The 13,594-nt window shown below is 69.5% G+C and carries 8 protein-coding genes; 5 read left to right on the top strand and 3 right to left on the bottom strand.

The window, feature by feature from the left end:
• The first annotated feature begins 137 nt into the window (after nucleotides 1-137).
• Entirely contained in the window at nucleotides 138-1,022 is an 885-nt protein-coding gene (locus tag L687_RS41395) for an ABC transporter ATP-binding protein (RefSeq protein ID WP_021201738.1), read from the top strand.
• Entirely contained in the window at nucleotides 1,019-2,107 is a 1,089-nt protein-coding gene (locus tag L687_RS41390) for an ABC transporter permease (protein WP_021201737.1), read from the top strand. Before L687_RS41395 ends, L687_RS41390 begins: the two co-directional genes overlap by 4 nt.
• A gap of 147 nt (nucleotides 2,108-2,254) precedes the next feature.
• Here L687_RS41390 and L687_RS41385 read toward each other — a convergent pair whose 3' ends face one another.
• Nucleotides 2,255-5,740: a proline dehydrogenase family protein gene (locus L687_RS41385; protein WP_021201736.1), complete on the bottom strand. Its 3,486-nt coding sequence runs from the start codon at nucleotides 5,738-5,740 to the stop codon at nucleotides 2,255-2,257.
• Between the two features lie 147 nt (nucleotides 5,741-5,887).
• Between L687_RS41385 and L687_RS41380 the strand changes: the two genes are divergently transcribed.
• The 3 genes from L687_RS41380 to L687_RS41370 all read left to right on the top strand — a co-directional run bounded on the left by L687_RS41380 (nucleotide 5,888) and on the right by L687_RS41370 (nucleotide 9,872).
• Nucleotides 5,888-6,796: a LysR family transcriptional regulator gene (locus tag L687_RS41380; RefSeq protein ID WP_021201735.1), complete on the top strand. Its 909-nt coding sequence runs from the start codon at nucleotides 5,888-5,890 to the stop codon at nucleotides 6,794-6,796.
• Nucleotides 6,797-6,936: 140 nt separating this feature from the next.
• Entirely contained in the window at nucleotides 6,937-7,524 is a 588-nt protein-coding gene (locus tag L687_RS41375) for a nitroreductase family protein (protein ID WP_021201734.1), read from the top strand.
• Between the two features lie 71 nt (nucleotides 7,525-7,595).
• The gene (locus L687_RS41370) at nucleotides 7,596-9,872 is read left to right on the top strand and encodes an ATP-binding cassette domain-containing protein (RefSeq protein WP_021201733.1); all 2,277 of its coding nucleotides are present in this window, start codon (nucleotides 7,596-7,598) and stop codon (nucleotides 9,870-9,872) included.
• Between the two features lie 116 nt (nucleotides 9,873-9,988).
• Here the strand turns inward: L687_RS41370 and L687_RS41365 are convergent, their stop codons facing one another.
• Nucleotides 9,989-12,199 (bottom strand): ATP-dependent Clp protease ATP-binding subunit, encoded by a 2,211-nt coding sequence (locus L687_RS41365; RefSeq protein ID WP_021201732.1) that lies wholly within the window; start codon nucleotides 12,197-12,199, stop codon nucleotides 9,989-9,991.
• Between the two features lie 149 nt (nucleotides 12,200-12,348).
• Nucleotides 12,349-13,548 carry a bifunctional phosphopantothenoylcysteine decarboxylase/phosphopantothenate--cysteine ligase CoaBC gene (gene coaBC / locus L687_RS41360; RefSeq protein WP_031208410.1) on the bottom strand — a complete coding sequence of 400 codons (1,200 nt, stop codon included), beginning with the start codon at nucleotides 13,546-13,548 and terminating at the stop codon, nucleotides 12,349-12,351.
• Nucleotides 13,549-13,594 lie beyond the last annotated feature (46 nt).

Genomic DNA, 13,594 nt, shown 5'->3' with positions numbered 1-13,594 from the left:
CCCGTGCATTCGGCGAGATCCCGTGCACTCGGCGAGATCCCGTGCACTCTCCCCCGCACGGGTGATCCCGCAGAGTCCGCCGTGCGGGGGATGCCGCAGTCGGGCGCGCTCCGTAACGTGAAGGCATGACCACAGGAATGCTCGAACTCTCCGGCATCACCAAGAGCTACGGCTCTCGGCGCGTGCTCGATGACGTGTCCTTCACGGTCGCCCCCGGGCGGCTGACGGGCTTCGTCGGCGGCAACGGCGCCGGCAAGACCACCACCATGCGGATCGTGCTGGGGCTGCTGTCGTCGGACGGCGGCCGTGTCGACCTGGACGGCGCTCCGCTGACGACCGCCGACCGCCGCCGCTTCGGCTACATGCCCGAGGAGCGCGGCCTCTACCCGAAGATGAAGGTGCTTGAGCAGATCGTCTACCTCGCCCGCCTGCACGGCTTCGGCAAGCAGGAGGCCACGGAGCGCGCGACCGCCCTGCTCACGGAGCTCGGGCTCGGCGAGCGGCTGAACGACACCATCGAGTCGCTCTCGCTCGGCAACCAGCAGCGCGCGCAGATCGCCGCGTCGCTCGTGCACGACCCCGAGGTTCTCATCCTCGACGAGCCGTTCTCGGGCCTCGACCCGCTCGCGGTCGACGTGGTCGCGGGAGTCCTGCAGGCCAGTGCCGCCAAGGGCGCATCCATCTTGTTCTCCTCCCACCAGCTCGACGTTGTCGAGCGCCTGTGCGACGACCTCGTCATCCTCGCGGGCGGCACGATCCGCGCGGCCGGTTCCCGAGACACGCTGCGCGCCGAGCATGCCCGCGACCGGTACGAGCTCGTCTCGGCCGGCGACGCCGGATGGCTGCGCGCCGAGCCCGGCGTCACGGTCGTCGACTTCGAGGGCGGGTACGCGCTGTTCGACGCGGACGGCCCCGAAACGGCGCAGCGCGTGCTGCAGTCGGCCGTGCAGCGTGGCGACGTCGCCAGCTTCGCCCCCAAGCATCCGTCCCTCGCCCAGATCTTCAAGGAGGTCATCCAGTGAGCGCCCCCACCCCCGTCCGCGCCTCGAACGGCATCTGGCTCGTCGCCGAACGCGAGATCGGATCGAAGCTGCGCAGCAAGGCGTTCCTGATCTCGACCGGCATCCTGCTGGTGCTCGCGCTCGCCGGTATCATCCTCGGTGGTTTCGCGAGCAAGAACACCGATGCGATGCCGGTCGCAGCGACCGCGGAGACCGCCTCCGCCGTCTCCTCCATCCCGAACGTCGAGGTCACCACGGTCGCCGACCAGGCTGCAGCCGAACAGCTCGTGCGCGACGACAAGGTCGACGCTGCGGTGCTCCCGGGCGATGGCCCCTCGGGCTACACGATCGTCGCGCTGCAGGAGGCGCCGGGCTCGCTCGTCGCGGCCCTGTCGATCACTCCCGAGGAAGTGATCCTGGAACCGGCGACCACCAACCCGCTGCTGCGGTACTTCATCGCGATCGCCTTCGGTCTGGTGTTCATGATGGCAGCGGCGACGTTCGGCGGCACGATCGCACAGAGCGTCGTCGAGGAGAAGCAGACCCGCGTGGTCGAGGTGCTGCTGTCGGCCATCCCGGCGCGCACACTGCTCGCGGGCAAGGTGATCGGCAACACGGTGCTGGCGATGGGGCAGATCCTCGCCCTGGCGGCCGTGGCCACGATCGGGTTGATCGTCACAGGTCAGCGCGAGGTGCTCACGACGCTCGGGGCGCCGATCATCTGGTTCGCGGTGTTCTTCCTGTTCGGCTTCATCCTGCTGGCGGCGATGTTCGCGGCTGCGGCCTCGATGGTCTCCCGCCAGGAGGACATCGGTTCGACGACCACCCCGATCACGATGCTGATCATGGCCCCGTACATCCTGGTCATCGTCTTCAACGACAACCCGCTGGTGCTGACGATCATGTCGTACGTGCCGTTCTCGGCGCCTGTCGGCATGCCGATGCGCCTGTTCGTCGGCGAGGCCCAGTGGTGGGAGCCGCTGCTGAGCCTGGTGATCCTGCTCCTCAGCTGCGTCGCGGCGATCGTCATCGGCGCCAAGATCTACGAGAACTCGCTGCTGCGCATGGGATCCCGGGTCAAGCTCTCCGAGGCGCTGCGCGGCTGAGGCTGCGTACCCAGCCACCCGCCACCCGCCCGCCCGTGCAAGGGTGCGAAAACGGAGACGATCATGCTCGTCGTCCGCGTGTCGGCACATGACACGCGGACGGCCGCATCGATCGTCTCCGTTTTCGCTTCCGGGAGCGAGCCCGGGTCAGATCACGCCGTCGGCGAGGGTGGTCGGGTTGCCGAAGCGGTGGTTCGTGATCGATACGGCCTGCTCGTGCAGGAACGGCAGCATCTCCACTCGGCCGGCACCGGTCACGGCGTGCGACCAGACCGCCACATCGGGGCTTCCGTCGAGCGCCTCATGCAGGGCCGCGGCGTCGCCGCCGACCAGCCGTACGCGGTGCCACGAGTTCGCCGCCTTGGCGTAGCGCTTGGTCCACGCCGCGTCCGACTCGTGCTTCACGGTCACACCGTGCGCACGCAGCGCCTTCTCGATGCGTGCGGGCAGGGCCGGTGCCGACACCGTGAACGGGCTGCCGCTGCGCAGGGCGGCCGCGAGCACGCGGACACCGTCGACCAGCGGCGCGCTCTCGCCGATGCGCACGTCGACCGCGACCGGACGGTAGCGGAAGAGGTTGCGCTCGACCCCGAGCCCGGACTTGTCGCTCACCGCGCCGAACTCGTCGACCCAGGCGCGCTCGTCGGATGCGGCGGCGCGGTGCAGCCACTCGGCCTCGGCCGTGTCGACCTCGGAGGCAGTCGCGTCCAGCAGTGCGCCGACCGCGGGCACGACGGCCGCGCTCGGGGCGGCGGCCGGAAGCTCGGCCGGGGTCCACTCGCCGAGACCGAAGAGGTAGTTCGGGCCTCCGGCCTTGGCGCCCGCTCCGACGGCCGAGCGCTTCCAGCCACCGAACGGCTGACGCTGCACGATCGCGCCGGTGATGCCGCGGTTCACGTACAGGTTGCCCGCCTCGACACGGTCGAGCCAGGTGGCGACCTCGTCGGAGTCGAGCGAGTGGATGCCGGCGGTCAGGCCGTAGTCGACAGCGTTCTGCAGGCGCAGCGCCTCGTCCAGGTCCTTCGCGTGCATGATGCCGAGCACCGGCCCGAAGAACTCGGTGAGGTGGAAGTACGAGCCCTCGCGCACGCCGGTCTTCACACCGGGCGTCCACTGCTTTCCCTCGTCGTCGAGCTTGCGCGGCTCGACCAGCCAGCGCTCGCCCTTCTCGAGCTTCGTGAGCGCGGTGAGCAGCTTGCCGTTCGCCGGCTCGATGATCGGGCCCATCTGGGTGGCGGGGTCATCGGGCAGGCCGACGCGCATCGAGGTCACGGCATCCACCAGCTGACGCTCGAATCGCTTCGAGTCGGCGACGGATCCGACGAGGATCGCCAGCGACGCTGCGGAGCACTTCTGCCCCGCGTGGCCGAACGCGCTGCGAGCCACGTCGGCGGCCGCCAGGTCGAGGTCTGCCGAGGGCGTCACGATGATCGCGTTCTTGCCGCTGGTCTCGGCGAGCAGCGGCAGGTCGGCGCGGAACGAGCGGAACAGCTGCGCGGTCTCGTACGCCCCCGTGAGGATCACGCGATCCACCGCAGGACCGGCCACGAGGCGCGTACCGAGGTCGCGCGAAGCGAGGTCGACGAGCGCGAGCAGGTCGCGCGGCACACCGGCGGCCCACAGCGCCTCGACCATCACCGCGCCGCAGCGCTGCGTGAGCTTCGCGGGTTTGATGATGACGGCCGAACCCGAGGCCAGACCCGCGAGCACCCCACCCGCGGGGATGGCGACGGGGAAGTTCCACGGAGGGGTGACCACGGTGACCTTCGACGGCACGAAGTCGGCGCCAGAGACGGTCTCGAGGTCCTTCGCGCGCTCGGCGTAGTAGTGCGCGAAGTCGATGGCCTCGCTGATCTCGGGGTCGGCCTCGGCGATGGTCTTGCCCGCCTCGTGGGCCATGATCTCGATGAGCTGACCACGGCGCGCGGCGAGCTCGTCTCCCGCGCGATGCAGCACGGCAGCGCGATCAGCGGCAGGGAGCGCTGCCCACTTCTCGGCGGCGGCGGTCGCTGCGGAGAAGATGCCGTCGAGCTCGGCATCCGTCTCGACCTTGGCGATCGCGATGGTGTCGAGGCCGAGCGTCGAGCCCACCGAGCGGCTCAGGATCTCGCGGCCCCATGCGCGGTTCGCGGCGATGGCCGGATCGGTGTCGGCCTGGTTCTCGAAGCCGGTGGTGGTTCCGGAGGGCGCCTCGGCGTCGGAATCCAGAACCGTACGGTCCTGCACGCGGTGGGGACCGGGGACGAATCCCGCCTCATCGGTCGCGAGCGCGGCCAGCGAGCGCTCGAAGCGCTCCCGCTCGCGGGTGAGCAGCGTCGGGTTCGAAGCCAGCTCGAACACGGCCGACATGAAGTTCTCGGGGCTGGCGTTCTCTTCGAGGCGGCGCACCAGGTACGCGATCGCGACGTCGAACTCGGCCGGGTTCACGACCGGCGTGTACAGCAGCAGGCGGCCGACGTCCTTGCGGACGGCCTCGGCCTGCCCGGTCGCCATGCCCAGCAGCATCTCGTACTCGACGAGCGGATCGGCGCCGGACGGGTCGGCGACCCCACGCGCCTGGGCGAGCAGCCAGGTGTAGGCGATGTCGAACAGGTTGTGGCCGGCGATGCCGATGCGCACGGCGTCCAGTCGCTCCGGGGTCATGGCCCAGTCGAGCACCCGCTTGTAGTTGGTGTCGGAGTCCTGCTTGGTGCCGTAGGTGGCGAGCGGCCAGCCGTGGATCGCCGCGTCGACCTCTTCCATCGCCAGGTTCGCGCCCTTGACGACGCGCACCTTGATCGGCGCTCCGCCCTTGGCACGGCGGGCGGCGGCCCACTCCTGCAGGTGCTGCATGGCACCGAGGGCGTCGGGCAGGTAAGCCTGCAGCACGATGCCGGCTTCGAGGTTCTCGAGCCCCGGCTGGTCGAGGATGCTCGTGAAGGCCGCGATCGTCAGGTCGAGGTCGCGGTACTCCTCCATGTCGAGGTTGATGAACTTGGCCTTGCCCTTCGCCTCGGCCTTCGCGGCGAGCTCGTAGAGCGGGGTCAGCTTCTCGACGACATCGGCCACGGCCTCGTCGAACGACCACATCGACAGCTGGCTCACGACGCTGGAGACCTTGATCGACACGTAGTCGACGTCGTCGCGGGCGAGGAAGTCGCGGGTGCCCTGCAAGCGGTGTCCCGCTTCGCGCTCGCCGAGCACGGCCTCGCCGAGCAGGTTGAGGTTGAGCCGGTTGCCACTCTTGCGCAGCTTCGCGATCGCGGGGCCGAGCTTGGAGGGCGTGGCGTCGAGCACGAGGTGCCCGACCATGGCGCGCAGCACGCGACGCGAGATCGGCACGACCACGCCGGGGAGCTTCGGCGCCCAGAAGCCGCCCGTCTTGATCGCGGCGCGCAGGTAGCCGGGCAGCAACGACGGGGTGATGTCGCTCAGCTCGGCGAGCTTGCGGCCGGCGACGCGCAGGTCTTCCGGACGCATCACGCCGTCGACGAAGCCGACCGTGAACGCGAGTCCGTTCGGGTCCTTGAGCACTTCGGACAGGCGCTGGGCGGCGGGCTCGACGGGGTGGGTCTCGCTCTCGACGAGCCAGCGCTTCACCAGGGCGGCGACGTCTTCGGTACGGGGGGTGGTGGTGTCGGCGGCGACAGGCATCGGTGGGACCTTCCAAGAGAGCGCACACCGGGATTTCGTGTGCGGGCTGGTTCATTGTCCTGCCGCTCGGTAGACTCCGTCTATCAACCGATTTGCGTGGATTCTGTTCACTCAAGCTGAACAATATCCGCAGAGCAAGGGACCACTGTGCTGGACGTCAACAGACTGCGGATGCTCGTGGAGCTCTCGCGCCGCGGAACGCTGTCGGCAGTGGCCGACGCCCTCTCGTACAGCAAGGCCTCGGTGTCGCAGCAGCTGAGCGCCCTGGAGCGGGATGTGGGTGTGCCGCTGCTGCGACGCGTGGGGCGTGGAGTGCAGTTCACGCCCCAGGGGAACGTGCTCGTCGCCGAGGCCATCGGCATCCTCGATCAGCTCGAGCACGCCGAGGTCGCCGTGGCCGAATCGCTCACCGAGGTGACCGGGACCGTGGGCATCGCGGTGTTCCAGTCGACGGCGCACTCCCTGCTCCCGCGGGCTCTCGAGGCTCTTAAGGACCGACATCCGGCCCTGCGCGTCGAGGTCACCGAGTGCGATCCGGAGACCGGGCTGGTCGGGGTGTCCAGCCGCGACTTCGACCTGATCCTCGCCGAGCAGTACCCGGGGCACACCCGACCGATCCACGCCGACCTCGACCGGGTGATGCTCGCGCACGATGCGATCGCGCTCGCCCGACGGCCCGGAGCACCACGGCATGCGGATGCGCTCGCCGAGCTCTGGTCGACGCGCGAGGAGCCCTGGGTGCTCGAACCCGCCGGCACCGCCTCCCGCGCCTGGGCCGAGCAGCTCTGCCGCACCGCGGGGTTCGAGCCCGACGTGCGCTTCGAGATCGCCGACCTCACCGCGCACGTGCGGCTGATCCATGCCGGGCTCGCCGTCGGATTGCTGCCGGAGCTCGTCTGGGCGGGCGACACCCCGACCGTCGATCTGGCACCCCTCCCCCACGAACCGCGGCGCGAGATCTTCTCCTCGGCACGGCGGGTGTCGGCCGATGCCCCCTCGATCCGCGCGGTGCGCAGTGCGCTGGCCGACGCGGCGTCGCACAATCTCCCGGTCTGAATGCACGACCTCGCTGTCCGACCGGACGCCGTCCGGCGCCGACACGGAGGAATCCCCGGGAATATGCATGCACATGCATCTGTTGGCACCCGTGTACCCGGACGAAGGAGTCCGATCCCCTCCTTCCGAAAGGCACTTCTGTGAGCACTCCCGTCATCGACCGCACCGCACCGACCGAGCACCCCGTCCTCGACGTCCTCGCCGGCCGCTGGAGCCCCCGCGCCTTCGACGCGCAGAGCTCGATCGACGAGGCCAAGCTCGCCACCGCTCTCGAGGCCGCCCGCTGGACGCCGTCCGCCAACAACACGCAGCCCTGGCGCTTCATCGTCGCCCGTCGCGGCACCGCGCTGCACGCGCAGGTCGTCGACGCCCTGATGGGCTTCAACCAGGCCTGGGCGGGCAACGCGGCCGTTCTCGTCGTCGCGATCGCCGAGACGGCCACGGCCGACGGCACCCCGATCACGCATGCCCTCTACGACCTCGGCCAGGCGGTCGCGCACTTCTCGGTGCAGGCACACCACGACGGCCTGGTCGTGCACCAGATGAGCGGCTTCGATCCCGAGGTCGTCCGCGAGTTCGCCGACCTCGAGGAGCGCTTCGTGCCCTTCACGGTCTTCGCCGTCGGCGAGTTCGGCGACATCGAGGCTCTGCCCGAGGTGCTGCAGGAGCGCGAGGTCGCTCCGCGCGTACGTCGCCCGATCGCCGAGACGGTCATCCTCAGCGCCTGACCTCCGCGCTCTCGACACCTCTGCACCGACGGGGCCTCCGGATTGTCCGGGGGCCCCGTTAGCGTGTGCGGATGGACCTCCTCCGCATCACCGGCGCGCGGACGAACAATCTCCGCGACGTCTCCGTCGACGTTCCCAAGAAGCTGCTGACCGTCTTCACCGGCGTCTCGGGTTCGGGCAAGTCGTCCCTCGTGCTCGACACGATCGCCGCCGAGGCGCAGCGACTCGTCAACGACTCCTATTCGACCTTCATCCGTGCCCGGCTGCCGCAGATGCCCGCACCCGACGTGCAGGCCATGGACGGGCTGACCTTCACGGTCCTGATCGACCAGCGCCGGTTCACGGGCAACGCACGCTCGACCGTGGCGACCGCGACCGACCTGGCATCGCTGGTGCGCCTGGTCTTCTCACGCGTCGGCGAGCCCTCCGCCGGCTACTCCCCCGCCTACTCGTTCAACGACCCGTCCGGCATGTGCCCGACCTGCGAAGGCCTCGGCACGGTGTACGACATCGACATCGACGCGCTTATCGACCCCGAGAAGAACATCGACGAGGGACCGGTCCGGTTCAGCCTGTTCCGCCCCGGGGTGTACCGGTGGAAGCGCTTCGCGTACTGCGGACTGTTCGACCGCCAGAAGCCGCTCAAGGACTACACGGCCGAGGAGATGGACCAGTTCCTCTACGCCGACAAGCTCAAGCTCGACGACCCCGATCCGCGGTTCCCGCAGAGCGCCCGGTTCGACGGGGTGATCACGCGCATGCGCGATGTGTTCCTGAAGCAGCGCCCGGTGAAGATGTCGGCCTCGGTGCGCGAGGAGCTCGACCGGCTCGTGACACATCACACATGCCCGGACTGCCACGGTGCGCGGGTGAACGCGGCAGCGCGGGAGAGCCTGATCGACGGACGCTCGATCGTGGACTGGATGCGCATGCCTGTGTCCGACCTGCATGCCCTGCTCGGCGAGTTCGACGATCCCCGCGTCGCCCCGGCCGTCGACGGTGTCCGCCACGTGCTCGATGCCCTGCTCTCGGTGGGCCTCGGCTACCTCACGCTCGACCGCGAATCGGCCACGTTGTCCGGCGGTGAGGCTCAGCGCGTCAAGATCGTGCGACACCTCGGCAGCGCCCTCACCGACGTCACCTACGTGTTCGACGAGCCCAGCACCGGATTGCACCCCGCCGACATCCAGCGGCTGGTGGCCCTGCTGCAGCGGCTGCGCGACGCCGGCAACACCATCCTCGTCGTCGAGCATCATCCGCAGGTGATCGCGGTCGCCGATCACGTCGTCGACCTCGGGCCGGGGGCGGGCTCCGGCGGCGGCATCGTGCAGTTCGAGGGCACCCCCGCAGCGCTCCGCGCCGCCGACACCCTCACGGGGCGTGTGCTCGCCGAGCCGCTGACGATCCGTGCGACGACGCGGACTCCCTCGGGCCGCGTCGCCGTGCGGAATGCGCGCGCGCACAACCTCCGCGGGTTCGACGTCGACATCCCGCTCGGCGTGCTCACCGCCGTCACAGGGGTCGCGGGGTCGGGCAAGAGTTCCTTCGCGACCGCCGAGCTGCCGCGCCAGCACCCGGAGTTCACGGTCGTCGGGCAGGACCCGCTGCGGGGCGGAGCGCGGTCGACGACGCTGAGCATGCTGCGTATCGCCGACACGGTGCGCGAGGTGTTCGCACGCTCCTCAGGGCTCGATGCCTCCTGGTTCAGCTTCAACTCCCGTGGGGCGTGCCCCACCTGCCGCGGCCGTGGACACATCACGACCGAGCTCGCATTCCTCGACGACGTCTCCCTCCCGTGCGATGCCTGCGGAGGGCTGCGTTTCAATGAGACCGCGCTCGGCGTGCAGGTCGACGGCTCCTCGATCGCCGACGTGCTGGCGTCGACGCCGGCCGAGGTCAGCGCGCTCTTCTCCGACCACCCGGACGTGGTCGACGCGCTGGACTGGGTGCAGCGCACCGGCCTGAGCTACATCCCGGTCGGACGCTCGCTCGACACCCTCTCCGGCGGCGAGAAGCAACGGCTGCTGCTGGCCCGGCACCTCAGCGAACCGCAACGCGATCGCGCCGACCGCATCATCCTCGACGAGCCGACCTCAGGACTGCATCCGACCGACGTCGACACCGTCAACGCCCTCTTCGACGATCTGCTCGACGAGGGGGCGACGCTGGTCGTGGTCGAGCACAATCTGCGCGTGGTCGCCCGCGCCGACCACGTCGTCGACATCGGTCCGGGTGCCGGTTCCGATGGCGGTCAGCTGATCTTCACCGGCACTCCGGCAGAGATCTCGGGCGACGACGACTCCCTCACCGGTCGGGCGCTCGCGGCAGCGTCTCGCCCGCATCCCTGAAGCAGGGCGCATCAGACAGCAGAGGGGCCCGTGGATCATCCACGAGCCCCTCTGCTGTGCGTCTCAGCTCAGCCCTTGAGCAGCTCAGTCCTCGACCAGCTCAGTCCTCGAGCAGCTCAGTCCTCGAGCAGTTCGGCCTCGATCACGTCGTCTTCCTCCGGCTCGGGGTCGGGCGTCGTCGAGGTGAGCACGAGGCCCGCCCCGTCGGCGGCCACGTCGACCCGCACGGTGTCGCCGTCGTGCACGTTGCCCGAGAGCAGCGCGGTGGCGAGCTTGTTCTGCACCTCGCTCTGGATGAGGCGGCGCAGCGGTCGCGCACCGAACATGGGGTCGTACCCGCGCTCGGCGAGCCAGGCCCGCGCATCGGGGGTGACGGCGAGTGTGAGGCGACGGTCGCGCAGCCGGTCGTGCAGCTGGTCGACCGAGAGCTCCACGATCTGGGCGAGGTCGTCCTCGCTCAGGGCCGAGAACATCACGATGTCGTCGAGTCGGTTCAGGAATTCCGGACGGAATGCCTGCCGCACCAGGGCCATGACCTGATCGCGCTTCTCATCGGGTGCGAGCACCGGGTCGATGAGGATCGGCGATCCCAGGTTCGACGTGAGGATCAGGATCACATTCGAGAAGTCGACCGTGCGCCCCTGACCGTCGGTCAGGCGACCGTCGTCGAGCACCTGCAGCAGCACGTCGAACACCTCGGGGTGCGCCTTCTCGACCTCGTCGAGCAGGATCACGCTGTACGGGCGACGTCGCACGGCCTCGGTCAGCTGACCGCCCTGCTCGTATCCGATGTATCCGGGAGGGGCACCGACGAGTCGCGAGACCGAGTGCTTCTCGCCGTACTCCGACATGTCGATGCGCACCATGGCGTGCTCGTCGTCGAAGAGGAACTCGGCCAGCGCCTTGGCCAGCTCGGTCTTTCCGACACCGGTGGGGCCGAGGAACAGGAACGATCCGGTCGGCCGACCGGGGTCGCTGATACCCGCACGCGAACGGCGCACGGCATCCGATACGGCCTTCACGGCGTCCTTCTGACCGATCAGGCGCTTGCCGAGCTCCTGCTCCAGGTGCAGCAGCTTCTCGCTCTCACCCTGCAGCAGACGCCCGACAGGGATACCCGTCCACGCGGCGATCACGGCGGCGATGTCCTCGTCGGTGACCTGTTCGTTGACCATGCGGGGTTCCGCCGGCGTCGCGGCCTCGGCCTGCTCGGCCTCGGCGATGTCGCGCTCCAGACGCTTGATGGTCTCGTACTCCAGCTTCGAGGCCTTCGTGTAGTCGGCGTTGCGCATGGCGAGGTCACGCTGGGTGATCGCGTCGTCGAGCTGCTTCTTCAGCTCACCGACCCGGTTCAGCCCCTGCCGCTCTCGCGCCCACCGGGCCTCGAGCTCGGCGAGCTGCTTCTCCATGCCGACGAGTTGCTCGCGCAGGGCACTCAGACGCTCCTTGGAGGCGGCGTCCTTCTCCCGCTTGAGCGCGAGCTCTTCGAGCTTCATGCGGTCGACCTGGCGCTTGAGCTGATCGATCTCGACCGGAGACGAGTCGATCTCCATCTTCAGCCGCGACATCGACTCGTCGATCAGGTCGATCGCCTTGTCGGGAAGCTGGCGCGCGGGAAGATAGCGGCTCGAGAGTGCGGCGGCGGCGACGAGGGCGCTGTCGGAGATCGTGACCCCGTGGTGGGCCTCGTAGCGGCCCTTGAGTCCGCGGAGGATCGCGATCGTGTCCTCGACCGAGGGCTCTCCGACGTAGACCTGCTGGAAGCGGCGCTCGAGGGCGGCGTCCTTCTCGATGAACTCGCGATACTCGTTGAGAGTGGTCGCGCCGATCAGGCGCAGTTCACCGCGGGCCAGCATGGGCTTGAGCATGTTGGAGGCCGCGACCGACCCCTCGCCACCGCCGGCACCCATCAGCACGTGCAGCTCGTCGATGAACGTGATGACCTGTCCGTCGGACTCGGTGATCTCCTTGAGCACCTGCTTCAGCCGCTCCTCGAACTGCCCGCGGTACATCGCGCCGGCCACGAGGGCGGAGATGTCGAGGGTGACCAGCTCCTTGTCCTTGAGGGACTCGGCGACATCGCCCGCGACGATGCGCTGGGCGAGTCCTTCGACGACGGCGGTCTTGCCGACGCCCGGCTCACCGATCAGCACGGGGTTGTTCTTCGTGCGGCGGGTGAGCACCTGACTGACGCGACGGATCTCGCTGTCTCGTCCGATCACGGGGTCGAGCTTGCCCTCGCGGGCGCGGTCGGTCAGGTTGATGCCGAACTGCTCGAGGGCGGACTGCTGCTCTTGGTTCTGGTTGCCGGTCTGCGGGGTGGTCATGCGCTCCTCCTTGGAGATGCTCCTTCTGGTCGTCTCCCGCCTGCCGGATCGGGAGGCGGGATCAAAGTTGAGTTGTGTTGACTCAAGTTTAGCACTCGCCGAGATTCTCCTCCAGTCCGTTCCCCCGCCCGCCGTCGCCGATCCTGCGCTCAGCGCTCGCGCCGGACGGCATCCCAGATCGCCGCCGCGACGGCGCGCTTGGACCCCGATGCCACCCCGGCGTCGACACCACCCGGCCCGAGGATGTGCACCGCGTTCTCGGCGGACTCGAACCCGCGCTCCCAGCCGACCTCGTTCACCACCAGCAGGTCGACGCCCTTGCGCCGCTGCTTGCCGCGCGCGCGGGCGAGCAGTTCGGCTTCGTCCTCCGGGGTCTCCGCGGCGAAACCGACGACGAACTGCCCCGGTCGGCGTGACGAGGCGAGTGCCGCGACGATGTCCTCGTTCTCGACCAGCTCGATGGCCGGAATCCCGCCGCCCTCCTTGGTGAGCTTGCGTTCCGACACCTCGACCGGGCGGTAGTCCGCGACCGCCGCGGCCATGACGACCACGTCGGCGTCGGCGGATTCCCGCTTCATCGCCGCGGAGAGCTCCGCCGCCGCGCCGACCGGCACGATGCGGATCGACGGATGCCGCACCTCGGCGAGCACATCGCCCGAGATGTTGGCCGAGACCAGGGTGACCTCGGCGCCGCGCGCGGCGGCTTCGGCCGCGAGAGCCGCGCCTTGCCGACCGCTGGAGCGGTTGCCCAGGAAGCGCACGGGGTCGATCGGCTCCCGCGTGCCGCCGGCCGACACCACGACCCGCACCCCGGCGAGGTCACCGGGGGCCAGCAGCGCCTGCGCCGCGGCGAAGATGTCCTCCGGCTCCGACATGCGGCCGGGTCCACTGTCACCGCCGGCGAGCTCTCCGTCGGCCGGGCCGACGATGTGGACGCCGCGCTCACGCAGCGTGGCGATGTTCGCCTGTGTCGCGCGATTCCGCCACATCTCCGCGTGCATCGCCGGAGCGAGCAGCACCGGGGCCTCGGTGGCGAGCAGCGTGGTGCCCAGCAGGTCGTCGGCGAGGCCCGCGGTGATCTTCGCGAGGGAGTTCGCGGTCGCGGGTGCCACGATCACCAGCTCGGCGGCTTGACCGAGAGCCACGTGCCGCACCTTCGCCACATCCTCGTGCACGCTCGTGGTGACCGGGTGCCGACTGATCGCCTCCCATGTGGGCAATCCCACGAAGCGCAACGCATCCTCGGTGGGCACCACGGTCACGTCGTGCCCACCCTTCGTGAGCAGGCGCACGAGGTGCACCGTCTTGTACGCGGCGATGCCGCCCGTGACTCCGACGACGATGTTCACGTCTCGATTCTGCCCCAGCATCCGCCGCCATGGGCCGACACCTCAT

Origin of the sequence: Microbacterium maritypicum MF109, assembly GCF_000455825.1 — a bacterium.
In the GTDB taxonomy this organism is placed as follows: Bacteria; Actinomycetota; Actinomycetes; order Actinomycetales; family Microbacteriaceae; genus Microbacterium; species Microbacterium maritypicum_A.
This window is presented reverse-complemented; position numbering and strand designations above follow the sequence as displayed.